Annotated in this window: 22 protein-coding genes; 5 read left to right on the forward strand and 17 right to left on the reverse strand. The window is 34.5% G+C overall.

The genetic code is table 11. The annotated features are described in order from the left end of the window. Nucleotides 1–26: 26 nt before the first annotated feature. Entirely contained in the window at nt 27–1,445 is a 1,419-nt protein-coding gene (locus BKP56_RS12325) for a C40 family peptidase (protein WP_083540576.1), read from the reverse strand. 301 nt (nt 1,446–1,746) lie between these two features. Between BKP56_RS12325 and trhO the strand changes: the two genes are divergently transcribed. Both trhO and BKP56_RS12335 read left to right on the forward strand, forming a co-directional pair. Next, nucleotides 1,747–2,712 (forward strand): oxygen-dependent tRNA uridine(34) hydroxylase TrhO, encoded by a 966-nt coding sequence (trhO, locus tag BKP56_RS12330; RefSeq protein WP_072695451.1) that lies wholly within the window; start codon nt 1,747–1,749, stop codon nt 2,710–2,712. A gap of 242 nt (nt 2,713–2,954) precedes the next feature. Continuing rightward, the gene (locus BKP56_RS12335) at nt 2,955–5,657 is read left to right on the forward strand and encodes a transglycosylase domain-containing protein (protein WP_072695453.1); all 2,703 of its coding nucleotides are present in this window, start codon (nt 2,955–2,957) and stop codon (nt 5,655–5,657) included. A gap of 81 nt (nt 5,658–5,738) precedes the next feature. Here BKP56_RS12335 and ccpA read toward each other — a convergent pair whose 3' ends face one another. After that, nucleotides 5,739–6,746, reverse strand: coding sequence for a catabolite control protein A (gene ccpA / locus BKP56_RS12340; RefSeq protein WP_072695455.1), 1,008 nt, complete (start codon nt 6,744–6,746; stop codon nt 5,739–5,741). A gap of 254 nt (nt 6,747–7,000) precedes the next feature. Between ccpA and BKP56_RS12345 the strand changes: the two genes are divergently transcribed. After that, nucleotides 7,001–8,107 (forward strand): aminopeptidase P family protein, encoded by a 1,107-nt coding sequence (locus BKP56_RS12345; protein ID WP_072695457.1) that lies wholly within the window; start codon nt 7,001–7,003, stop codon nt 8,105–8,107. A gap of 115 nt (nt 8,108–8,222) precedes the next feature. On the opposite strand, the gene BKP56_RS12350 is transcribed toward BKP56_RS12345, so the two are convergent. The 3 genes from BKP56_RS12350 to BKP56_RS12360 all read right to left on the reverse strand — a co-directional run bounded on the left by BKP56_RS12350 (nt 8,223) and on the right by BKP56_RS12360 (nt 9,807). Further along, nucleotides 8,223–8,663 (reverse strand): DUF421 domain-containing protein, encoded by a 441-nt coding sequence (locus BKP56_RS12350; RefSeq protein WP_072695459.1) that lies wholly within the window; start codon nt 8,661–8,663, stop codon nt 8,223–8,225. An 87-nt stretch (nt 8,664–8,750) separates the two neighbouring features. Next, nucleotides 8,751–9,323 carry a YtxH domain-containing protein gene (locus BKP56_RS12355; RefSeq protein WP_072695461.1) on the reverse strand — a complete coding sequence of 191 codons (573 nt, stop codon included), beginning with the start codon at nt 9,321–9,323 and terminating at the stop codon, nt 8,751–8,753. A 67-nt stretch (nt 9,324–9,390) separates the two neighbouring features. Beyond that, nucleotides 9,391–9,807 carry a DUF948 domain-containing protein gene (locus tag BKP56_RS12360; protein WP_232226888.1) on the reverse strand — a complete coding sequence of 139 codons (417 nt, stop codon included), beginning with the start codon at nt 9,805–9,807 and terminating at the stop codon, nt 9,391–9,393. Between the two features lie 588 nt (nt 9,808–10,395). On the opposite strand from BKP56_RS12360, the gene BKP56_RS12365 reads away from it, so the two are divergent. After that, nucleotides 10,396–11,292, forward strand: a complete 897-nt coding sequence (locus BKP56_RS12365) for a mechanosensitive ion channel family protein (protein ID WP_072695465.1) — start codon at nt 10,396–10,398, stop codon at nt 11,290–11,292. A gap of 47 nt (nt 11,293–11,339) precedes the next feature. Here BKP56_RS12365 and cbpB read toward each other — a convergent pair whose 3' ends face one another. The 4 genes from cbpB to racE form a co-directional block, all read right to left on the reverse strand. Next, a complete protein-coding gene (gene cbpB, locus BKP56_RS12370; RefSeq protein WP_072695467.1) occupies nt 11,340–11,825 on the reverse strand; it encodes a cyclic-di-AMP-binding protein CbpB in 486 nt (161 codons plus the stop codon). Between the two features lie 320 nt (nt 11,826–12,145). Continuing rightward, nucleotides 12,146–12,658: a YfcE family phosphodiesterase gene (locus tag BKP56_RS12375; protein WP_072695469.1), complete on the reverse strand. Its 513-nt coding sequence runs from the start codon at nt 12,656–12,658 to the stop codon at nt 12,146–12,148. An 18-nt stretch (nt 12,659–12,676) separates the two neighbouring features. Next, on the reverse strand, nt 12,677–13,285 hold the full coding sequence (locus BKP56_RS12380) for an XTP/dITP diphosphatase (RefSeq protein ID WP_072695471.1): 609 nt from the start codon (nt 13,283–13,285) through the stop codon (nt 12,677–12,679). Continuing rightward, nucleotides 13,269–14,108, reverse strand: a complete 840-nt coding sequence (racE, locus tag BKP56_RS12385; protein WP_072695473.1) for a glutamate racemase — start codon at nt 14,106–14,108, stop codon at nt 13,269–13,271. The genes BKP56_RS12380 and racE overlap by 17 nt, the downstream gene beginning before the upstream one ends. A 276-nt stretch (nt 14,109–14,384) precedes the next feature. On the opposite strand from racE, the gene BKP56_RS12390 reads away from it, so the two are divergent. Then, nucleotides 14,385–14,816 carry a DUF2507 domain-containing protein gene (locus tag BKP56_RS12390; protein ID WP_198033949.1) on the forward strand — a complete coding sequence of 144 codons (432 nt, stop codon included), beginning with the start codon at nt 14,385–14,387 and terminating at the stop codon, nt 14,814–14,816. Nucleotides 14,817–14,989: 173 nt separating this feature from the next. Here BKP56_RS12390 and BKP56_RS12395 read toward each other — a convergent pair whose 3' ends face one another. From BKP56_RS12395 to BKP56_RS12430, 8 genes are all read right to left on the reverse strand, one after another. Then, nucleotides 14,990–15,271 (reverse strand): hypothetical protein, encoded by a 282-nt coding sequence (locus BKP56_RS12395; protein ID WP_072695477.1) that lies wholly within the window; start codon nt 15,269–15,271, stop codon nt 14,990–14,992. 403 nt (nt 15,272–15,674) lie between these two features. Further along, on the reverse strand, nt 15,675–15,986 hold the full coding sequence (gene trxA / locus BKP56_RS12400) for a thioredoxin (RefSeq protein WP_072695478.1): 312 nt from the start codon (nt 15,984–15,986) through the stop codon (nt 15,675–15,677). Nucleotides 15,987–16,106: 120 nt separating this feature from the next. Beyond that, a complete protein-coding gene (locus tag BKP56_RS12405) occupies nt 16,107–18,482 on the reverse strand; it encodes an endonuclease MutS2 (protein WP_072695480.1) in 2,376 nt (791 codons plus the stop codon). Nucleotides 18,483–18,622: 140 nt separating this feature from the next. Further along, entirely contained in the window at nt 18,623–19,198 is a 576-nt protein-coding gene (locus tag BKP56_RS12410) for a CvpA family protein (protein ID WP_072695482.1), read from the reverse strand. A gap of 17 nt (nt 19,199–19,215) precedes the next feature. Beyond that, nucleotides 19,216–19,494 carry a cell division protein ZapA gene (locus tag BKP56_RS12415; protein WP_072695484.1) on the reverse strand — a complete coding sequence of 93 codons (279 nt, stop codon included), beginning with the start codon at nt 19,492–19,494 and terminating at the stop codon, nt 19,216–19,218. Nucleotides 19,495–19,692: 198 nt separating this feature from the next. Next, complete coding sequence (pheT, locus tag BKP56_RS12420) at nt 19,693–22,110, reverse strand: phenylalanine--tRNA ligase subunit beta (RefSeq protein ID WP_072695486.1); 2,418 nt, start codon at nt 22,108–22,110, stop codon at nt 19,693–19,695. Nucleotides 22,111–22,116: 6 nt separating this feature from the next. Next, nucleotides 22,117–23,163 (reverse strand): phenylalanine--tRNA ligase subunit alpha, encoded by a 1,047-nt coding sequence (pheS, locus tag BKP56_RS12425; RefSeq protein ID WP_072695488.1) that lies wholly within the window; start codon nt 23,161–23,163, stop codon nt 22,117–22,119. Between the two features lie 356 nt (nt 23,164–23,519). Beyond that, nucleotides 23,520–23,861, reverse strand: coding sequence for a winged helix-turn-helix transcriptional regulator (locus BKP56_RS12430; protein WP_072696184.1), 342 nt, complete (start codon nt 23,859–23,861; stop codon nt 23,520–23,522). Nucleotides 23,862–23,954 lie beyond the last annotated feature (93 nt).

Consider the following 23,954-nt stretch of genomic DNA (forward strand, 5'->3'; position numbering starts at 1 on the left):
TTTGTTTGGCCTATAATTTTATTTTATTAGTACCGTCCATATCCTATCAATTCCCAGTAACTGGCATTCACGTTGTCATAAGCAACACCATTATTTTGTGCTCCAATAAATTTTCCATTTCCTGCATAAATACCTACATGCGTGACAACTCCATTTTTGCCGAAGAATACTAAGTCTCCTGGTTGAGGATTAGAAACTTTCGTTGAATTGGCATATTGGGTTCTTGAGTCACCAGGAATTGTTTTTCCCACTTGACTGAATACCCAACTTGTAAATCCAGAGCAATCGAAGGAGTTTGGTCCTTTTGCACCCCAGACATATGGTTTTCCAAGTTTACTTTCTGCAATAGATTTAAGAGAACTCCAAGAAGTTCCAGTTACTGCTGGTGTACTTGGTTGAGGTGTTTCTTTTTTCTCTACTGTCTCTGTCTTTTTAGCAGGTTCAGAAGAACCACTATTTGAATTACCATTGTTACTGCCGCTTGAAGCACCAGAATTCGTGGTAGTCGTATTAGTATTGTTATTATTCGAAACATTGGCACTAGAATCATCAGAATTATCATTAGTTGAAGATACCGTATTTTGAGATGATGAAGTTGATACCACTTCATCATTTTCTTCTTCAGCTTGTGCTGAAGCTAATACTTCTTCTTGTTCACTTTGAGCTTGGGCTTCTTGAGCTGCTTTAGCAGATTCTTCTCTTGAAGCAACTAATTGGCTTACTTGTGCTTCTGCTGCATCACGTTGAGCAAGAAATTCTGAACGTTCAGATTCTACAGTAGATTTTTCAGCTGCTAATTGTGCAACTAATACTTCTTGTTCAAGTTGTTGTTCTTCAAGATCTGCTGCTGTAAGTTCTAACTCTTCAGCTAATGCATTTTGTTGTAAAATTGTTTGTTCAGTTTTTTCTTGTTTTGCAGCGACTTCTTCTTTGTCACTAACTTGTGCTTTCACTAATTCACTATTAGATTCCACTAAATTCGTTACAACATTCATACGTCCGATAACATCTGTAATCGATTCAGAATCTAGAACAAATTCTATGTAATTTGCTGTTTGACCATCGACTTGGATTTTACGTGCTTGTTCTTCAAGTTGTCCATTGCGCTTTTCAATGATTTCTTCCAATTTAGTAATGTCTTCTTGCAAAGTTTTATATTCTTCCTGAGCTTGTTCTAGACGCTTGACTGCATCTTGCATAAACGCTTTATTTTTTGATATTTCGTCATTGATTGCAGTTAATTCAGCTTCAGTATCAGTAGTTTCGTTTTCTAATGAATCAATTGTTTCATTTAAGGAGTTTACTTGCTCTTCGTTTTCTTCTACTTGTTTCTTTGCTTCATCGATTTTTGTATCGTAATCAGCAGCAGATACGATTGGAGCTGCCATGACTGAGCTTAATAACATTGTTGTAGTTGCGGAAAATAAGATTAATTTACTTTTCACTATTTTTTCCCTCCAAGAAAGTATCCTATATAAGTTAAGTTAGTTTTAGTTATATTTACAGTCAATTTCTGCGTTCATTTAAGTACTTTGTCATTGCCTCTTCTTTTTTGAGGTCTAGAAAGAGTATAGCTCTTATTTTCTGCTAAAAGGTTTCAATCATATTACATATAAATTTCTTTTTTGACTACATATCCTTGTCACTTAATGCTATCTTGCATTTACTTTAGTAATCTAGTATAATTTTAATGTTTAAGGATAGAAAATTTCCAATAACGAAAGATCAATCAAGGAGGAACATTACATGAGTGATTATCGTGTATTACTTTATTATAAATATGTAACGATTGAGAACCCTGAACAATTTAGAGTTGACCATTTAAACTTATGCAGAGAATTAAACTTAAAAGGACGTATTCTTGTTTCAGATGAAGGCTTGAACGGTACAGTTTCTGGATCGGTCTCTGACACTGATAAATATATGACTGCTCTACGTTCTGATGATCGCTTTAGTGATATAATGTTCAAAATTGACGAAGCAGATGCACATGCATTCAAAAAAATGTATGTCCGTTACCGTCCAGAAATCGTTTCTTTGAAATTAGGCGAAGAAGATCTTAATCCAAACGAACTAACGGGAAAACATTTAAAACCGGAAGAATTTCGAGCAGCACTAGAAGATGAAAATACAATCGTTCTAGATGCTAGAAATGATTATGAATATGATTTAGGCCATTTCCGGGGTGCCGTTCGACCAGATATTCGTAGTTTCAGAGAACTACCTCAATGGATCAAAGAAAATAAAGAAAAATTCATGGATAAAAAAGTTGTTACCTACTGTACTGGTGGTGTCCGTTGTGAAAAATTCAGTGGCTGGTTATTAAAAGAAGGATTTAAGGATGTAGGACAGCTACATGGCGGAATCCATAACTACGGTACCGATCCAAAAACTCAAGGAGAACTATGGGATGGGAAAATGTATGTTTTTGATGAAAGAATCAGTGTAGATATAAACCGTAAAGAAAAAACAATCATTGCAAGAGATTGGTATGACGGAACACCCTGTGAACGTTATGTAAACTGTGGTAATCCATTCTGTAACCGCCAATATATTACTTCTGAAAAAAATGAACATAAATATTTACGAGGATGCTCTCATGAATGCCGTATATCTCCAGAAAATCGTTATGTTAAAGAACATCATTTAAGTCGCGAAGACGTTGCTGCAAGATTAAAAGCCATTGGAGAGAAATTGCCCGAAACGGTTTAATGTATTCCCTCTGATAAGCCTCCATTAAATAAACGATTGATTTAATCAATTACTATTTAATGGAGGTTTTTTTATCCATACTAAAAGAACGTACATTCTTATATAATTTATCAATATACTGAATAAACTGATCTTTTTTATAGATGGCTTTCATCCTAGTTTTACTTTCATCCCCTATTTGCTATAATGTAGCAAGCTATATATTTTATATTAATGATAAATAACGAATAAAGGAGTCTAGCATGAATCGATCTGAACATAAAAACGAACATAATCCAGAAGAAACTACCGAGACTTCTTCAAAAAGAGGATTTTTTTATTACTTTGATATTTTTTATAGAGTATCAAAAGCACTTATTATCTTCTTCATTGTAACCCTCTTAGTTGGAGGTTCTCTTGGAGCCGGTGCAGCTGTTGGCTATTTTGCTTCATTGGTTCATAGTAGTGAAATCCCTGAATACGAAGAAATGGAAGCTCAAATTGATGACTTCGTATTAAAATCAACAATGTATTATGCTGGTGGTGAAGTGATCAGTGATGTCCGTAGTGACTTAATTAGAACGCCCGTTGATCTAGAAAATGTATCATCTTCCGTCGTTGATGCTATTGTAGCAACAGAAGATGAATATTTCTTTGAACACAATGGAATTGTACCAAAAGCAGTTGCTCGAGCATTAGTTCAAGACTTGACAAATAGTTCTTCCACTTCCGGTGGTTCAACTTTGACCCAGCAATTGATTAAGCAGCAATTAGTTGGAAATGAAGTCTCTCATTCACGTAAAGCAAACGAAATTCTACTGGCTATGCGACTGGAAAATTATATGTCAAAAGAAGATATTTTGCAGGCTTATCTGAATATCTCTCCATTTGGGCGTAATAATAAAGGTCAAAACATTGCTGGTGTGCAAGAAGCTGCGCAAGGAATTTTCGGTGTATCTGCTGCCGATCTATCGTTACCACAAGCAGCATTTATAGCTGGCCTTCCTCAAAGTCCAATTGTATATAGTCCTTATACTCAAACAGGTGATCTTAAAGAAGATCACAGCGTGGGACTTGGACGAAAAGATGAAGTCTTATTCAGAATGTACCGAGAAGGTTATATTACTGAAAACGATTATAATGATGCAGTTGGTTATGATTTGAGTCAGGATTTTCTTCCTAAAGCAGATGCTGAACAAGACAGCCGCTCTTATGTATATGACCTAGCCCTTGAAGAATCAAGAGATTTATTGATTCAATACTTTGCTGAAGCTGATGATCTTACGATGGATGAATTAAATGCAGATACTGACTTATATAATCAATATTTTGAACAAGCAGATTCCGCACTTATTAATGGTGGCTATAAAGTCTATACTACAATTGATCGAGACCTCCATAATGCTGTGGAACAAGTTGTAGAAGAGCAAGTTGATACATTAGGAGCTGACCGCAGTTACACTTGGGTAGACGATGATGGCGTTAGTCATACTGATACTATGCCAATCCAAGTAAGCGGTTCTGTGATTGATAATGCCACCGGTAAAGTTTTAGCATTTATAGGTGGACGAGAATACGAAGATTCAGAATACAATCGGGCTTTTGAATCAGAGAGAAGTCCTGGATCTATCATTAAACCTTTAGCAACATATGGTCCAGCTTTGGATATTGGTTTGATTACCCCTGCAACTATAGTACCTGATACTGACGTGTCTATACCATTGGTCACTGGTGAAGTATATGAACCTACTAATGCTGTTCGAACGACTAATCGCTGGATGACTGCCAGAGAAGCTTTAACCGTTTCCCAAAACATTCCTACTATCAAAATTTATAATGAATTAGTAAAACAGGTTAATCCAGTAAATTATATGACTAAAATGGGAATAAGTGAGGATGTAATCCCGGCTGAAGATTATATTGCCAATCCTTCTACGGCTATCGGTGGCGTTAGCGGCGGTGCTGCTCCTGTCGATTTGATCAGTGCATTTTCAAGTATCGCAAATAACGGAACTCATGTAGAACCTTATGTTATTGAAAAAATTGAAAATTCAGCTGGGGAAGCTATCTATGAACATGAACAAAGTGAAGCTCAAGTATGGAGCCCTCAAACTAATTTCTTATTGCTAGATATTTTACGTGATGTTCATACAGAAGGTACAGCTAGAGGAACAATTAGTCAATTGAATTTCAATTCAGACTGGATCTCCAAGACAGGAACATCAGGAACTTCAGATAAAGTGAATGATATCTGGTACATTGGAAGTACACCAAGTATTACCTTTGGAACTTGGATAGGTTATGATAACCAAGTTGTTGGTTTGATTGATGAATACGGCCAATCCCCTAGTCTTAGAAATCGTAATTTCTGGGCTAAGGTTGTAAATCAGATGTATGAAGTCCGCCCTGAACTTTTGGGAGCGGGTGAACAATTCCAACAACCTAGTAATATTACTCAGCGTTCTGTATTAGCAGAAACAGGTATGCTACCAGGAACTGTTGATTTACCTGAAGGTGGAACTCGTTCTATCTCTGGGGATACTTTTACTGAATATTTCAATACTGCTCATCTTCCTCAAACTACTGTTTATGATTTTGCTCTCGGAGCAACTGATGCAGAATTAAGTGAATTCTGGAATGCTGCAGAGACAAGTAGTAGCGATAATCAAGAAGATGATGAAGAGGAAAACAATGAAGAAGAAGACCCTTCCCCTCCATCTAATAGAGAAGAAACTCCTGAAAATGAGGAGAATGAATCAAGACCAAATGATGATAGTAATAACGGTGGTAACTCGAACAACAATTCAGAAAATGAACCCGAAGAAAATCCAGAAGAAAAAGAGGAAGAAGAGGAAACTGCGCCCCCTTCTCAACCTGAAGAGCCGGAGGAACCGGAAGAAGATCCTGAAGCGGATCAACCTGAAGAAGAAAACAATACAGAAGAAACACCAGATGATTCAGTTTAGGATCCTGAACAAGATTCAGAAAATAACAATAATTAATAAAAAGGAGTTTGAGGATAATCCTCAAACTCCTTTTTTAATAGTTTAATTTTCTTTTGTTGTTCCTTTATTAAGAATGTGAAAAGGCAACTTGATTGTTTTCTCGTCAATTTCTTCTTTGTTCATCATTTTAGTCAAAAGTCTCATTGAAACTGCCCCGATATCGTATAAAGGTTGTACTATCGTGCTTAATTGCGGACGAGTCATATCTGTCAGTTTAGAATTATTTGAAGTAATTAGTTCAAATTCTTCCGGCACATTAATTCCTCTATCCAAAGCAGCATTTAATATTCCAACAGCTAATTCATCATTTGCAACTACTGCTGCTGTGGCTCCTACTTTAGATATCTGTTCAAATACAGCTTCCCCAACTTTGTAAGTATACTCAGATTGAACAACTAATTCTTCGTCATAGTCAATTCCAGCGTTTTTCAGCGCAGATTTGTATCCTTCTAAACGATACATTCCATTGATTGGTTCATCGTGACTTTCAGAAATAAAAGCAATTTTCTTATTTCCGTTTTCAATCAGTGAAGTCACACTATCTTCAGTTGCAGTTTTATAATCAATATTGACACTTCCAACTTGTCCATCAGGATCAACTGTGCCTGCTAAAACAACCGGTGTGCGTGAACGAGAAAATTCTGCTCGTAGTTCTTCTGTAATTTTATTTCCCATAAATATTACACCGTCTACTTGTTTAGCAAGTAAAGTGTTCAATACTTGAACTTCTTTATGTTCATTTTCATCTGAATTAGCTAAAATTATATTGTATTTATACATTGTAGCAATATCATCTATTCCTCTTGCTAAAGATGAGAAATATAAGTTCGTAACATCAGGTATGATTACGCCAACAGTGGTTGTTTTCTTACTTGCTAGCCCTCTTGCTACTGCATTTGGTCTGTAGTCTAAACGATCAATTACATCCAAAACTTTTTTTCTAGTAGTCGGTTTTACATTAGGATTTCCATTAACTACTCTAGAAACAGTAGCCATAGATACTCCGGCTTCTCTTGCTACATCATAAATCGTAATCGTTTGTTTATCCATTTTCTTCTCCTTTTATTCATATTTTGAAGCGCTATGCATTCAAAGTGTCAAAATTCATCCTATTCATTTTAATTATGCGTATTCTTACTTTATTAACTTTAGCAAAGCATGTAAGAGATTTCAATAGGTAAATCATGTTTTCATGAAAATTTCTTTATTTTTTTCAGAAAAGGCTTACTTTAATTAATATGCTCTCTTATTATAATCATGTTACAATAGAAATATCAACTAATATGTAAGAAAAGAGGAATTTGATGAACCCTGCATTACAAAGACTTAAACAAAAAATACAAGATCAAAAATTAGATCTTATCTATATAGATAATCCGAACTTAATTGGGTACTTTACTGATTTCGAAAGCGAACCTCATGAGAGACTTTTGGCATTATTTATTATAGATAATGAGGAATTTCTATTTACTCCTTTCCTAGAAGAAAGTGATGCTAAAAATGTATCCACAGTTTCAGATATTATCAGCTATAAAGATGAAGAAAACCCATGGAAAATTATTCAGACCAAATTAGAAAGTTATGGTAATTCTTTCCAAAAAATCGGTATTATGGAAAGCAACTTGACTGTCGATCGTTATAAACAATTACTTGCCGTTACTAATGCATCTGAAACTGTAGATATTTCTAGTACGCTGCAATCTATTCAGTTAATAAAATCGGAAGCAGAATTTAATAAAATGACTATTGCTGGTAAAATGGCTGATAAAGCATTGGAAATTGGTGCAAATGCTCTTAAGGTAGGAATTAGCGAACAAGCAGTGGTTGCAGAAATTGAATATCAATTAAAAAAATTAGGGATTTCAGAAATGAGCTTTCAAACAATGGTCTTATTTGGAGATCACGCAGGCAGTCCTCATGGCACTCCTGGTTCACGTAAACTTAAAGAAAATGAATTGGTATTATTTGATTTAGGTGTTGTTGCAGAAGGATATACTAGTGATGTAACACGTACCTTTGCTTTTGGAGAGGTTTCTTCTGAGATCGCTTCTATTTATGAAGTTGTTTTAAAAGCACAAGAAAAAGCACAAGCAGCAGTTAAACCTGGAATCACAACTGGAGAACTGGATAATATTGCTCGAACGGTTATCGAAGAAGCTGGCTATGGAGATTACTTTACGCATCGATTAGGACATGGATTGGGAAAAACGGTTCATGAGTTTCCTAGTTTATCCAAAGGAAGTACTATGGAAATTAAAGAAGGTATGTGTTTTTCACTTGAACCTGGTATCTATATTGAAAATAAAGTTGGGATAAGAATAGAGGACTGTGTATATGTTACAGCAGATGGTTGTATTCCATTCACTACTACCAGGAAAACATTGACGAATGTTCAGTCACAAAAAAAATGATATTAAAGAAGACTTTCTATGATAACAGAACTTATTCATAGAAAGTCTTTTTTATTTATTTGCTTATATTTTCCAAAGTATCTTCTTTAGTGTTATCTGGTTGTTTCTTCAGAACTCAAATCTTACCGTCTGTTTCCAATACAACTGCAGATACAGAATCTGTAGATGCTATCCCTTCCGAGCGAATTGCTTGAGTGATTTCGTTTTTTGATATTCGTTCCTTTTTCATATGCTTATAATAATAGTTTCCCTCATAATACAATAATGATGGCTGTGACTTTAACAATGAATTTACCATGCTGGAACGAACTGATAGCCAGCTTGATAAAAATTGTAAAACTACTAGTAAACAAAATGAAACGATACCCTCCATTAATAAAGTTTCATTATTAATTAGAATATTGGATAATACTGAACCAAGTGCGACGGTAACAACAAAATCAAAAGCATTCATTTTTGACAATGTCCGTTTCCCGGAAATCCTTAGTACTAGAACAATCAAAAAATAACATACAAATCCAACAACTAATAACCTTAGAAACGACTGAAGTGTCATACTATTATTTCTCCCTTCTATTCTTTATCCTGACAAAAAGAGACACACTAATTAAAGTGCATCTCTTTTAAAAATGATTGAAATTAATTAAATTCCAACGTTTGTATTCGTTGTCCCTTTATCATTCTTGCCATCTTCGGTAGTTTGTTCAGTACTAGTATTTTCTGTTTTTTGGCTTTTACTTTCACTTTCAGTCATTTTCTTTTCATCATAATCAAATGACATTGTACGAGATTTAGCCTCTTCTGTTCCTATACCAGTATCATTGTTCAGATTTTTTCCTTTTTCAGTTCCACCACTGACAGCATCTTTTGCTTCTTCAGCCATAGAAGCTGCTTCTTTTTTGATTTCGTTTAATGACTCTTTATGTTGATCTTTACTGCTGCTTAATGATTCAGCCACTTGACCATATGTTTTTTTAGCATTATCCATATAGTCTGAACTAGCTTTTTGAGCAGTTTCTTTTAACTCTGCGCCTTTTTCTTTGGCAAGATCAGCATAATCTTTCAATTGACCTTTTGTACGATCTGAGTGCTGAGTAATGTCTTCCCGTAATTCTTTACCAGATTTTGGTGCAAATAGTAATGCACTAACCCCTGCAATCGCAGCTCCAACAATTGTTCCCAGTAAAAATCCTTCTGATTTACTTTGTTTATTCATAACTATCCGCTCTCCTTTTCACTATCAGAATTTATTAATGATATATTATAACTCTTAAATAAAATAACTACTTGGCAATTTTATTACTGATTTTTCTTGAAACACCTAGTTTTGCTCCACGTTTAGAAGCACTACCTAAAGAAGTAGTAAGATTTCTAGTTGAATCATTCAGGCTTGATACAGAAACACCTAAGTCTCCAACAGCTTTGAATAATGGGTCAGTTAGTCCCAGTTTACCATTTACGTCGTTCAAGGTTGTATTTGTTTTATTCAACAATCCTTCAACCTCGATCAATAAATGATCTGCATCTTTCGTAATTGTGCCCAAGCTTTTGTTTGCTTCGTCGATCGTTGTATTTAATTGTGATACCACACTTGCTACTTTGAATAAAACGTAACATAGTCCTAATACTAAAACAGCAAATGCAATAGCTGCAATTAATGCTGCAATTTCTCCACCCGTCATATTAAATCCCTCTTTCATAATTTATTTACATTTTTAGAATACCATTCTCTGAAACAAAAAAGCAAATAGTAAGATTGCTTATTTATTAGTATTTCAAATAATAAAGTACATTTATTGATTGTAACCGCACTTGTCATTTATATTTTATATTTTAAGGAAATAGGCTATAGTAATATAGATATTCCTAATTTCTCTTTCAGTTATTTAAATTTACACTAACTAAGAAAATTCTTACATTCTTAATATAAAATAATCTGATTTATTAGATTATACTCGATTATCATTTTGCCCAAATAATAGAACGAATAAATATTAAACTCAAATATTGAGTGATAAAATCTTTACAGATTACAAAATGTGAAATGAATACTCTGCTTTTTTTGTGTTAATCTGTTATTTTCTGGTAAAATGATGTCTTACGGTAAATTATATATAAGTAAAATTATAAAATTTTATAGAATTTATAGTATGCTATTATTAATAGATGAATTGTGCTGCATTTATTATCAGTAGCATTTATTTTTATTTTGATGTAATCTATTAAATGATTTTGAACACAAAATTGACCTTCAATTCAATATTCATTATGAAAAGGAGTTATAATATATGTATTTAGCAACAGAAGATGGCAGCGTAGATGAAGTAATTGGAGAAGTGACTAAGCAGAAAAATTTACTGACTCAATTTTGGGAGTCCATTGATTGGCAAGCAATCTTAGTTTCTGCCATTATTTTAGTTTTACAGTTTTTGCTTGCATTAATAGTATTTTTTATTTTGAGAAAAGTTGGCCGATATGTTATCGAGACAGTTTTCAGGAGATATATAAAAGAAAAACACACAGTTCCAAATAGATATAATACCTTATACAAACTAAGCCAGAATATATATAATTCTGTTCTCTACTTCTTTTTGATTTATACTATTCTCGAGCTTATGGGTATTCCAGTGGGGACATTGGTAGCAGGTGCTGGAGTAATTGGTTTGGCTTTATCTCTTGGTGCTCAAGGCTTCGTTTCAGATATCGTTAATGGCTTTATGATATTACTGGAAAAACAATTAGATGTCGGCGATGTCGTAGAAATCAACAGTATACTAGGTGTGGTGGAAGATGTTAATTTGAAGACAACTAAACTCAAGGACTTTGATGGAACTATCCACTTTATACCAAATCGTTCTATTACAGTTATCAGCAATCGTTCTAGAGCCGATATGCGTGTAATGATACAGATTAGACTATTCCCAAATACTGACTTAGATAAAGTCCGTAGAGTACTCGAAGGGGTCAATCAGACACTTCTTCCTCAATACGAAGAAATAACAGTAGAACCCTCGGAAATTGCTTTTGTTCCTATAGGTTCTGGGCAGACAGCAGCTCAAATTATTATGTATACGAAAGCTGGTAAAGAATTTGGTGTACGAAATGCTTTCTATGAAAATTACGTCGAAGCTCTTGCTAAAGAAGGCATTGAACTGCCTAGAATCAATTTTGATACAACAGTTTAGATAAATAAAAAACAGCTTCAGATCGTTTGCTGATCTGAAGCTATTTTTTACTTTATTGAATCAGTAGTCGTTTTTTCTCTAACATCATATATCCGCTCAAATTCGTGTGCAATTCTATTTGTACCTTTTAAAATCTCACTTCTTGTTATAATCCCTTTAAAAGTACGCTCTTCATCTATTACTGTAATAAAAGCATGGTTCACTAACATGTGCAATACATTTTCTAGTTCAAAATCTTCATAGACAAAAGGAAAATCTTTATCCATAATATCTTCTACATTTATTTTACCTAGCTTTTCAAAATGTACATCTTCTATATCCATAATTGCCTGCATTATTGAAGGCATTGAAATCAGACCTTGCATTCTTGATTTCTCATCCAGTACAGGAACCAGTGAATATTTGTCTGTTGTAAGTATGAGAAGCGCATGGTTCAATCGATTTTTCGTTCCTACTACCGCCACTTGATCTGCGGATTTGACTAGCTGATTGTCTTTGTCAATTAGTAAGGATTTAATTTTCTCACCAATCATGGTTTCACTCCTTGTAAACGTTATTGCTCCATTATCATTCTACTATCTTTTTATCCTATACCCAAACTTTTTATCGTAATAAGTGAAAACTCTTAGATAACTCTTAAAACATTTGAACTTTATTAACTTAAATCAGTATATAAATTCTAAAATAATTACATACGTTCTTAATAAATTAAGCAAATTCTATTATTTCAATGCTTCTGCATCCACAAAAAAAGAGTAGGAACGAGCATACACATAAGTCAGATTTATTCTAAAATATGTGTATACTTTCTACCCTTCACAAAAATTTATATAAGTTTAACCTATAACCTACCTTATAATTCGATTTTCTCATTTAGTTGAGGTACTGGATTATGCTCTTCATCATAGTAGCGAACGATTCCACTATTATCTTCTAATTCTAAGATAGCATAAGTGCCTTTATGGATAGGTCCACGAGGTTGAGAAATGCTGCCTGGATTAATGAAATAAATATTATCTTCTTTATCCACTCTAGGAATATGAGTGTGTCCGTAAAAGACTACTTGTACTCCTTCTTTTTCTGCTTCCTTTTTTAAAGATGAAAAAGAAGACTTCACGTTATGCAAATGGCCATGAGCAACTAGAAACGAATTGTCATAGTATTTAACGACTGTGCTTTCTGGAAAAGCATTTGTATTATCCATATTACCTTTTACAGTATGGTAGTTCTGCCACAATGGATTCTCTTCCGTAAATTCAGAATCGCCACAATGAATCCAGAGATCTATCTCTTTTTCATATATAGAGAGAATTTCTTCCATGTGATATGTGTCTCCATGATTATCGCTAATTATCAGTGCTTTCATAAAATCATCCTTTTCTATTTAATTTTGAATCCATTCTTCTAAAACTTTTTCTAATTTACGAACTGCTACTGCTCTATGGCTGATGGCATTCTTCTCTTCATGCGTTAATTCCGCAAGTGTTTTTTCTTTTTCAGGAACATAAAATAGGGAATCATATCCAAATCCATTATGTCCTCTTGGGACTCCTAATATATAGCCATCTAGTTCTCCTTCAATGGTCAGACTGTCCCTATCTGGACCTGCTAAGGCAAGTGTACAATGGAAGTGAGCAGTCCTTTCTTCAAAAGGTAATTCTGATAATTCTCCTAAAAGTTTGGCATTATTTTTTGCATCATTCTTTTCTTCCCCTGCATATCTTGCGGAGTATACTCCTGGTTGTCCTTGAAGTGCATCTACTTTTAGTCCCGAATCATCTGCTAAAACGATCGTATTTAACTCTTTTGCTATTCCTTCAGCCTTAAGTAAAGCATTTTCGGCAAAAGTATCACCTGTTTCATCAATTTCACCCAATTCTGGATAATCATGAAGTGTATGAATCTCAAATCCGTATTTTTCAAAAATCGATTTGAATTCTGCAGCCTTTCCTTTATTTCCCGTTGCGATAATAATTCTATTTTTCTGATTCATTTAAATCTAATCCTTTCAATCTATCTATTGATACGTGTTCAACTTCTATTTCGTTCATTTCTAACCAGCTGGAAGCAATCTCTTTAAACATGTTTACAGATCCAGTCGTATAAAATTTTCTTTCATTTACTTCTTCTGTTTTTTCTTCAGCCATGTCATAATAATCCAGCAATACACTAACCTCATTAACTGTTTCTGCTCCAGAATCAATCAAGGTCACTTGTTCTCCCATAACATTCTGTATCAAAGGTCTAAGTAATGGATAGTGAGTGCACCCTAGTACAAGTGTATCTACTCTTTGTTTTTTCAAACTTTGTAAACTTTCAGTAACTACTTTCTTTGCAATTGCACTACTCAACTGATTACTTTCTACAAGTGGAACAAACTTAGGACAGGCTTGACTGAACACATGAGTTGCAGATTGTTTTTTTATAATCGCTCGTCGATACTCTCCCGATAAAATCGTTCCTTCAGTACCAATGACTCCTATTCGATTCTCTTTAGTTGTTTTTATTGCCGCCCGACTCCCAGGTAAAATCACGCCTACTACAGGAATATCCAGCTTTTTTTTCAACTCTGGCAAAGCTGCTGCTGTAGCTGTATTACAAGCAATAATTAGCATTTTAATATTTTTTTCTAATAGAAAATTTGTCAAATCCCATGTAAATTCTTTAACTTGCTCTTTTGGTCTGGGACCATATGGGCAGCGAGCTGTATCCCCTATATAATAAAAAGATTCATTCGGCAGTTGTTTTATTGCCTCTTTCATTACAGTCAAACCACCAACACCAGAATCAAGTAAACCTATCGCCATTTTACTCATCTTATAACAACCTTCTTTATTTCATTGAGCCAAGTACACTTTGCTAATATGAACTCAAGCATATTTCTGATTTATAAATATTTTCCGCATTTACTTTCCCATTTTCCCTTTTTTTAATAAAAAGCGCAAGTAGAACGTTATACGAACAAATATTAACTAGAAGGCAAAATTAAATTTAATGTAAAAAACAAATCTACTAATAAAATTTAGTTAGAAAAGTTTAGTGAACTGCGTTATAATTAAATGCATACTAGGTTAAATCATGAGGTGAAAAGTTTGTCAGAGCAAAAGATGGAAATTCAACAGTTTGAGTCACTTATCCTATTGAGAGATCGTTTGATATCTAACCTTTTAGGCGAAGATATTGATGCTATTTTATATTGGGCAGGAAAAGATCTAGCCCGAAACCAACCTGTCGAAACCGAGATTGATATCGTCAAACTTTTTGGACATTATTCATTTGGATCACTTTCTCTAATTGAAGATAAAAAAAATAGAAAAGTTTATAAACTAACTGGAGAAATCGTAGAGCAGAGATTAGAAAACAGTCAAAATCCTTCCTTCTCATTAGAAACAGGATATTTGTCTCAGCAACTGCAAAAACTGTATAACATCTATTCAGAAGGAATATATGAGATAAAACGTAAGAAAAAAGAAGTTCTCTTAACTATTCAAATGGATCCTAAAGAACCAGTACCTTCAGTATAATAACAGGCTTTAAAAGCATTCTATTAAAATGAACAGACAGCTGTTTATTTTAATAAAGTGTTTTTTAGTACAAAACAAAAAAGCGCTAAGAAAAGAAGCGGCGCTAGTTGCACAAACTCAAGTCTTTTCAAAAACACTTTGTTATAATTCCTATTCACTTGTATTATTAATGATTACAAATTTACATTCAACGAAACACTATTTAAAATAGTTTCTTCTCCATCCACAATCTGTATAAATTTAACTTCCCTTGCATCCCAGCTCATCAAATCCTGAAAAGAATACTTATTCTTCCTCAAGACTACATCCAAGGGACAATCAATTTCATTATCTGCATTGTGAAACACATCTCTTGCTTCTACTAATAAATGAACTTGCTTATCCACGCATTCGACAACATACTCATACTGTGTAGTATCTTCAACTTGATTTTTAAAACTATTTCTCTGAGCCAATATAACACACTCCATTCATTCCTTTAAGTAGTCCTATTAGAATGCTGTAAGTAGTTCATAATAAAAAAGGCAGTCATTCTCTCAATTTATCTCTCATTAGATAAATCGTTCAGATAGTTCAATAATATTAGTATTTTCAACAATATCTTATGTTGGCTATATTTTATCCTAAACTATCGTATAATGATACCCGAATACCCTTATCTCTTTAATAATTATGATTATTGTTAAAAAATAGACACATTTATCCTTATTTAATTATAGTAATTTAAGCATAAAAAGACATTCTCCCAACACGACCCATGTTCAATCTAAAACGATTATAACAATTCATAATAATTTTAGTATTTAGGTTGGATCAGAAGAATGCCTTATTGTTTAGTTAGCTGTTTTTTTTTAAGAATTATTTGTGTTTAGAAAGCGTTTCTTCAATTTGCTCTTTGCTGTGATAACCAATCAATTTTTCTACGACTTCTCCATCTTTTTTTACTAATAAAGTGGGAATACTCATAATTCCAAATTTTCCAGGTGTTTCTGGATTAGCATCTACATCCATTTTATAGTAATTAACATCTCCGTTAGATTCTTCATCTAATTGATCGATAACTGGAGATTGCATACGACAAGGACCACACCAAGTTGCCCAGAAGTCTACTAATGTTAATCCTGAATCTGTTTGTTCATCAAATGTATTGTCTGTAAGTTCTTTAACCATTATAAATTCCTCCTAATAACTTTACTATTAAAAAGTAAGTTCCTATCATTGTTTTCAGTATACCAAAGATTTTTAAAAAAATCCATTAGTGGGTTTTATTTATTAGACTATTTTTATAATCTATTTAAAAACAACATTCGTAGCGCCATTTCCTCCTTGATTTGCTGGTGCATCATTAAAAGATTTGACTTGAGGATGTTTCTTTAAATAATTTTGAACAGCTTTTCTAACTGCTCCAGTACCCATTCCGTGGATAACTGTTACTTTGGGATAATTTGAGAGTATTGCCTGATCAATATACTGGTCTAACTGGTTCAAAGCCGCTTCCACTCTCTCACCTCTTAAATCTATTTCAGTCGATACAGAACCCATAGAAGTTGATTTCAATGAAGTCTGACTGTAGTTTGGTTCTTTTTCTTGTTGAGTAGGTGTTAGATCGCTCTCATTAAGTTTCATTTTTAGCATACCCATTTGTACGACCCACTGTTTATTCCCGGATTTTTCAACTATTGTCCCTTTTTGGCCCAATGACTCTACTTGAACAGTGTCTCCTGGTTTTAGTTCTTTCTTACGTTTTTGTTTTTGTAATATTTTATTTTTCTTCAGATTTTCTTCTTCTGATTTTAAATTGGATAATTTAGTCTGTGCTTCTATAAACTCATGCTCTTTAACCACAGATCCTTGTTGCCCCTGCAGCTGACGAACCCTTAGCTCTTCGATAATTTTTTCTGTGTCTTTTTGAGCTTTTTCTACAATTCGATTTGCTTCTTTTTGAGCTTTTTTCTTTAATTGTTCTTTTTCTGCTTCATATTCTTTAAAAGCATTTCTCAGTTCTTTATGCAAAGCTTGGGCATTTTTCAATTCTTCTTGGACTTTAATCGTTTCCAGATTAGCCTGCTTTCTTTTGTTTTCAAGGTCTTGGATCATTTCATCCACACTCTGACTTTCTCCACTCATCAGTTGTCTTGCAGATTCAATAATCATATTATTTAATCCCAGTCTTTTAGCAATCTCAAAGGCATTACTGCGTCCGGGGATTCCGATTAAAAGTTTATACGTAGGACTTAAGGTCTCTACATCAAATTCCATACTGGCATTAATTGTTTGAGGTCGATTATAACCATATGCCTTTAGTTCAGGATAATGAGATGTAATTAGTACATAACTTCCTTTTGCAGCAATAGCATCTAGCATTGCAATTGCTAAAGCAGCTCCTTCTTGCGGATCTGTACCTGCTCCTAATTCATCTAGCAAAACTAAACTCTGATCATCGATTTTACTTAAAATCTCAACAATATTCGTCATATGAGAAGAAAAAGTTGATAGACTTTGTTCAATTGACTGCTCATCTCCTATATCAGCAAATACACTAGAAAAAATTCCCATAACACTATGCTCAGCTACTGGAATCTGCAACCCTGACTGTGCCATTAGTTGAAGCAATCCTAGTGTTTTGAGCGCTACAGTTTTCCCCCCTGTATTTGGCCCTGTAATAATCATTGTCTGATATTCTTCGCCTAATATGATGTCATTTGCAACTACTTCGTTTTCTTCTAGTAATGGATGTCTAGCCTGTAAAAAGGAAACCGCATTATTCTCACTGATTAAAGGTTTGATTCCTTTAATTTCTTGTGCATATTTCGCTTTTGCGTTGATAAAATCTAGTAAAGTCAAGACCGTCATATTCTGATTGATTTCTGCTGTATGAGGCATGATTACATTTGTGATTTCAGCTAATATCTTTTCAATTTCGCTGCGTTCTTCACTTTGATACTGTTTTAAACGATTATTAAGATCCACAACACTTTGCGGTTCAATAAACAATGTTTGTCCCGTAGAACTCTGATCATGAACCACCCCACCGAATGTAGTTCTATTTTCCTGCTTGACGGGTATAACATACCGGTCATTTCTCATCGTGATAATTGCATCAGTAAGAAACCTTGCCTGGCTTCCTCTTACGATACTTTCTAATTTTTGACGTACTCTACTTTCTGTCTGCTTTATTCCAGTTCGTATACCCCTTAAAGCTGCACTGGCATCATCAAGAACATATCCACCTTCATCTACGACAGAAAAAATGGCTTTCTCAAGTGGTCTTAATGCTATAAATTGATCACTGGTTTTATATAGTTGTTTTAACTCGATTTCATCTTCTTTTAATTGTTCAAAAAACTGATCAATCTCGCGTACACTCTTAATTACTTTTCCAATTTGTGCAACTTCTTTTCCATTCAACGATGCTCCGATATTGGCTCGCTTCAGATGCGGTCTGACATCAATAAAAGGAGATAAAGGAATTCCACCTTTCATTCGTAAAATCCTTACACCATCATCTGTCTCTTCTTGCTTTTCTTTAACTTCATTATAATTTGAAGAAGGAGAAAGAGCTCGTATCTTTTCTTTTCCCAAATATGAAACAGCATGTTTAGATAGCTGATTGATTACTTTAGGAAAATCTAATGTTTTAAATGACTTTTCAATTTTCATCTTCATTCTATCAAGCCTCTCTAGTTTTTATATCCGTCATTAAAAAAGGTGTTGCTAGAAAAAAGCAGATTCGCTTTTCCTTTCTAGAGCAACACCATTCTTTATTCAACCTTGATGTTTAATATTGCTTTAAACGACCACAAGTTTTATTCTTCAACACTGTCTTCTTGAATGCCTTCTTCAATCCACCAGTTATATAGATCAGTGGACAATTCCGGTGTTTCTGAAACTATTGTTCTTGCAAGTACACTAGACTCAAATTGGTTTTGAATCATCTGGATTGGAATCGTTGATAACAAGAATAAAATCAGAAAAACTCCAACATATTCTACGATAAAGCCAACGATTGCTCCACCGATTGTATTCACTTGTTTCAGCACTGGAATTTCAGTTAAAAAGTTCAGCAGTCCTCCAACAAATCTAGTAATGATCCACCCAATGAATAGAATACCAATAAATGCAACACCATTATAGAATCCCTGATCTAAATTAAAAATGAATTCTTTTCCATAAAGTACGAAAGGACTTGTCTCTGATGATCCGGGACTAGGGTAAGGAACCATCATTTCAACCAGATCACTTATTTGCTGATAATATTCTAAGGCAAAATAAAAAGAGATTGCATATCCAATTGTCAAAACTAACTGTAATATCAGTCCTCTTTTAAACCCACTATATAAAGATAATAATAATAATACGAGAATGATTAATGTTAATAACATTTTTTGCTCCTTAATGGCTATTTATTTAATTTATAAAGTTTTTCTTCCAACTCTTTGATTCGTTCTTCAAGCTTAATCATTTTCTTCTTCATTTCTAACTGATCGGAAACTGCATTGATAGCCATCAACATTGCTCTTTTTTCTGAGTCTAGTCCTTTAGTCATTTTCTGAAGTTGAGTCATTTGTTCATCTACTGTCTGTGCTACTACTTGCATATGTTTTTCTGAACGAGGACCAACTATTGTATAAGTTTCCCCTGCTATTTTTGCTTTAAACCTTCTTTTTTCATCAGGCATACATCAGCCTCCTAGATATGCAAATTCTATATTATAATAACATGAAAAAATAATTCTTGCATCATTTGGTGACCGTTTTCTAATGTTGCTGGTAGGTCTCAGTGAATCCTGCTATTTTTTTATTATTTTGCCACAAAAAAAGGGCTCTTATTTGAGAGCCCTTTTTTTGTATAAATCTAGCTAGATAATTAATCTGTTTTATCTTATTTCTGCATCAAGATCTTTCTGCAAAGCTTCCTTCACTTTCTCAAAATCTTTATTTACTTCTTCTTCTTTCAATGTTGCTTCCGGGTTCAAATAGGCTAATGAATAAGCAATTGACTTTTTACCAGGTTGGATATGTTCCCCTTGATATAGATCAAACAGACGAACTTGTTGTAACCATTTCCCGCCATTTGATTTGATTACATTCATAACCTCTTTATGACTAACAGATTCTTGAACCAGCAATGCAATATCGCGTGAAGTTCCTGGATATTTTGGAATAGCTTCATAAAGTACAGAATTTTTTTCTGCTTTAACAAGTGCATCTATATTTAATTCAAAAACATACGTATCTTCTAAATCAAATAAGTGTGTAACTTGAGGATGAATCTGACCAATCAACCCAATCTTTTTCTCTCCCAGATAAATTGCAGCGGTACGACCAGGATGCAAATCGTCAAATGAGCTGGTTGCCACATATTGAATGGTCTCTTTAATTCCGATAGTTTCAAGTAATTCTTCAACAATCCCTTTTAATGAATAGAAATCAACTGGTTTAGCAGAATCCGACCATGTTTTTTCTGCTAAATCCCCTGATAATAAACCGGCAACATGTTCCTCTTCTAACGGTAAGGTTCCAGTTTGATTGTCATAAAAAACATGTCCTACTTCGTAAAGAGCAATATTTTTTGCTTGTCTTGCTGCATTATATGCCGCATTATCCACTAATCCACTGATCAGGCTTAATCTCAGTGTCTGGTGTTCTTCACTCATTGGCCAGTCCAGATTAGTCGTTGCTGATCGTTTCAGACTGAATCTTTTTGCTTTTTCAGGTGTCGTTAGAGCATAGCTGATTGTTTGCGCTAATCCACTGCCTTCTAAAAATCTATGAATAAAGCGTGTCAACCGTTGCTTATCATCTAATTCGCCTGGAGTTGACTCCATTACCGGCAAGGTCGACGGTATATTGTTATACCCATATACTCGTGCAACTTCCTCAAGCAAGTCAGCTTCAATTGAAATGTCCCATCTTCGAAGCGGAACCGAAACAGTAAATTTATCTTCAGTCAGTGTATATTCAAATTGCAAACGTGCAAATACAGAAGCAACTTCTTCTAATGAAAGTCTGGTTCCTAATACATGGTTGATTCTTTCCAGTGTAATAGACACTCTTTTTTCTAAAGGATCAGTAGATTCGATTTCAGCTATACCTGATACGATCTGACCTTCACTGATTTCGGCAATTAACGCAGCTGCATGATCTAAAGCAGCTTCCACAGTTCCTAAATTCAATCCACGTTCAAATCTTGAACTAGATTCACTTCTCAAATTCAAAGACTGTGCTGTCTTACGTATCAATGAAGAAGCAAATACAGCTGATTCAATCGCTACTGTCTTAGTTGTTTGTGTTACATGAGAATTCTGTCCACCCATAACCCCAGCCAGTGCCACTGGCTGCTGTCCGTTAGTGACAACAAGATTTTCTTGATTTAATATTCTTTCTTGCCCATCAAGTGTTATAATTTTTTCATCTTGATTTGCTCTTCTGACATAGATTTCTTTTGAGTCTAAAGCATCATAGTCGAATGCATGAAGCGGCTGTCCATATTCAAGCATAATATAATTTGTTACATCAACTACTGAATCGATCGGTCTGATTCCCGCATTCATTAATTTTCGCTGCAGCCACAGTGGACTTTCTTTAACTGTTACATCTTTTACTATACGCAGCTTATAATAGGGTGTATCTTGTTTACTTTCAACTGAAACATCCACATAGTTCTCAATAGACTCATCCGCATTTTCGGATAAAGACATTTCTTTAAAATCTGGTTTCTGAGACAGAATTGTTCCTACTTCGTAGGCAACTCCTCGCATACTCATCGCATCAGCTCTGTTTGGTGTGATATCTAAATCAATAATGATATCATCCAGCCCTAAATATGATAACGCTTCTTCTCCCACTATAGCTTCTTCTGGCAAAGTATAGATTCCGTCTTCTGTACGCTTAGGAATTACTGAATCTGAGAATCCTAGCTCATCTAATGAGCAAATCATTCCATTTGATACATGTCCTCTTAGCTTACTTTTTTTAATTTTGAAATTCCCAGGAAGCCTTGCTCCTGGTAAGGCGACGACTACTTTCTGGTTTTTGGCTACATTTGGTGCACCACAAACGATCTGGTAGAGTTCTGCTTCCCCTACATCCACTTGTGTAATATTTAAATGGTCAGAACCTTCCATTCTTTCGACTGAACGGACTTCTCCAACAACTAATTTTTTCAGACCTTCTCCTGGTACGATCAGACTATCTACTTCAATTCCCGTTAGTGTAATCTGATCAGCTAACTGCTCTGGAGTTGTATTTTCTAAGTTTAAATATTCTTTTAACCAATTATATGATGCTTTCATTATACCCTACCCTTTCACCTTGAATTGTTTTAAGAAACGCTGATCATTTAAGTAGAAGTTTCTGATATCATCTACTCCATATTTCAACATTGCAATACGGTCTGGTCCTAGTCCAAAGGCGAATCCACCGTAGATTTCAGGGTCTACTCCAGACATTTTTAAAACTTCAGGATGTGTCATTCCGGCTCCAAGAATTTCTATCCAGCCAGTATGTTTACAGACATTACAGCCTTTTCCTCCACACTTGAAACAACTTACATCTACTTCAACAGAAGGCTCAGTAAATGGGAAATAGCTTGGTCGTAATCGGATTTCCCGATTCTCCCCAAACATTTTTTTAGCAAGTGTTTCAAGTGTTCCTTTTAGATCAGCCATTGTAATATGTTTATCAATTACCATACCTTCAATCTGATGGAACTGGTGAGAATGCGTTGCATCATCTGTATCACGACGATAGACTTTCCCTGGACTGATCATTTTAAGTGGTCCCTTTGAAAAATCATGTGTTTCTAACGTTCTAGCCTGCAGGGGCGAAGTATGGGTACGCATTAAAATTTCAGAGGTAATATAAAAGGTATCTTGCATATCACGAGCGGGATGGTTTTGGGGTAGATTCACTCGTTCAAAATTATAATAATCCTCTTCAACTTCATTTCCTTCAACAATTTGATAACCCATTCCTAAAAATAAATCTTCAATCTCTTCTATGATCTGTGTGATTACATGGCTTTGTCCTTTTCTCGGTCTAATTCCCGGCAGCGTTACATCTAGTGTTTCTTCTGACAAGCGTTTATTCAATGCTTCTTTTTCAATCGTTTCTCTAGTCACTGCCATCTGATTTGTCAAATTGTCACGTACCTGGTTAGCTAACTGTCCAATAATTGGACGTTCGTCAGCTGACAGATTTTTCATGCCCTTTAATACTTGTGTCAATTCTCCTTTTTTTCCTAAATATGACACGCGCAAAGTCTCAAGCTCTTCTAATGTCGAAACGGATTTGATCTCCTGTGTTGCTTTATCTGCTAATGCAGCTAATTTCTCTTTTAAGTCCATTGATGTACTCCTTTATTCTTTTTATGTATTTTTATTTTTACTTTTTTGTATAGAAAAAGACCTCATCCCAATATAGGGACGAGGTCAACACGCGGTACCACCCTTGTTTAGAGACGGACTCATCCAGACTCTACACTTTTGCATAACGGCGCATACCGAGATTCCTGTTATCTGGAAATCTACTTTAATAGATAGTTTATACTTACTATGAACTATCCAAGCGGTGAAAGTGAACTTCATCCCGTTTCCTATCCGAACATTTTCAGCCTATGATATTCGGTCTCTTGATATTTCACTGAACTACTCTTTTTCACCATAGTTTTAATAGATTAAGTTATACTCTTAATTAAATTGAATTAGGCTTGATGACATTCTTCTTCACTGATCCATTCGTCCGCCCAGGATTGTACTTCTTTCATTACACTTTCCAGTGCAAGACCTTTAGTTGTTAAACAATATCCTGATCTAAGCTCACAATTTTCATCCAACTCTTTAGTAACGATACCAGTTTGTTCCAGTTCTTTTAATCTTTCTACAAGGACACGATCACTTACTTCTGGAATGGATTGAGAAAGGTCTTTGAAGCGATGAGGACCTTCCAACAAAACATCGATTATAAGTCCGGTCCATTTTTTCCCTAAAATAGAAAAAGTTTGTTCAAATTTAGGGCAAATGATTTTATCTTGTGTTATTTCAATCATGTATGTTCACCTCTACTTTCAGACAATTAATAGTATACCACCATTTTTTACTTATTGTAAGAACATATAATTATTTTCCATACATTTTAT

The organism is Marinilactibacillus sp. 15R, assembly GCF_001895285.1.
Taxonomy (GTDB): domain Bacteria; phylum Bacillota; class Bacilli; order Lactobacillales; family Carnobacteriaceae_A; genus Marinilactibacillus; species Marinilactibacillus piezotolerans.

Coding starts and splice junctions, on each gene's coding strand:
- trhO (WP_072695451.1), top strand. CDS start 1,747: ATGAGTGATTATCGTGTATTACTTTATTATAAATATGTAACGATTGAG.
- BKP56_RS12335 (WP_072695453.1), top strand. CDS start 2,955: ATGAATCGATCTGAACATAAAAACGAACATAATCCAGAAGAAACTACC.
- ccpA (WP_072695455.1), bottom strand. CDS start 6,746: ATGGATAAACAAACGATTACGATTTATGATGTAGCAAGAGAAGCCGGA.
- BKP56_RS12345 (WP_072695457.1), top strand. CDS start 7,001: ATGAACCCTGCATTACAAAGACTTAAACAAAAAATACAAGATCAAAAA.
- BKP56_RS12350 (WP_072695459.1), bottom strand. CDS start 8,663: ATGACACTTCAGTCGTTTCTAAGGTTATTAGTTGTTGGATTTGTATGT.
- BKP56_RS12355 (WP_072695461.1), bottom strand. CDS start 9,323: ATGAATAAACAAAGTAAATCAGAAGGATTTTTACTGGGAACAATTGTT.
- BKP56_RS12360 (WP_232226888.1), bottom strand. CDS start 9,807: ATGAAAGAGGGATTTAATATGACGGGTGGAGAAATTGCAGCATTAATT.
- BKP56_RS12365 (WP_072695465.1), top strand. CDS start 10,396: ATGTATTTAGCAACAGAAGATGGCAGCGTAGATGAAGTAATTGGAGAA.
- cbpB (WP_072695467.1), bottom strand. CDS start 11,825: ATGATTGGTGAGAAAATTAAATCCTTACTAATTGACAAAGACAATCAG.
- BKP56_RS12375 (WP_072695469.1), bottom strand. CDS start 12,658: ATGAAAGCACTGATAATTAGCGATAATCATGGAGACACATATCACATG.
- BKP56_RS12380 (WP_072695471.1), bottom strand. CDS start 13,285: ATGAATCAGAAAAATAGAATTATTATCGCAACGGGAAATAAAGGAAAG.
- racE (WP_072695473.1), bottom strand. CDS start 14,108: ATGAGTAAAATGGCGATAGGTTTACTTGATTCTGGTGTTGGTGGTTTG.
- trxA (WP_072695478.1), bottom strand. CDS start 15,986: ATGGTTAAAGAACTTACAGACAATACATTTGATGAACAAACAGATTCA.
- BKP56_RS12405 (WP_072695480.1), bottom strand. CDS start 18,482: ATGAAGATGAAAATTGAAAAGTCATTTAAAACATTAGATTTTCCTAAA.
- BKP56_RS12410 (WP_072695482.1), bottom strand. CDS start 19,198: ATGTTATTAACATTAATCATTCTCGTATTATTATTATTATCTTTATAT.
- BKP56_RS12415 (WP_072695484.1), bottom strand. CDS start 19,494: ATGCCTGATGAAAAAAGAAGGTTTAAAGCAAAAATAGCAGGGGAAACT.
- pheT (WP_072695486.1), bottom strand. CDS start 22,110: ATGAAAGCATCATATAATTGGTTAAAAGAATATTTAAACTTAGAAAAT.
- pheS (WP_072695488.1), bottom strand. CDS start 23,163: ATGGACTTAAAAGAGAAATTAGCTGCATTAGCAGATAAAGCAACACAG.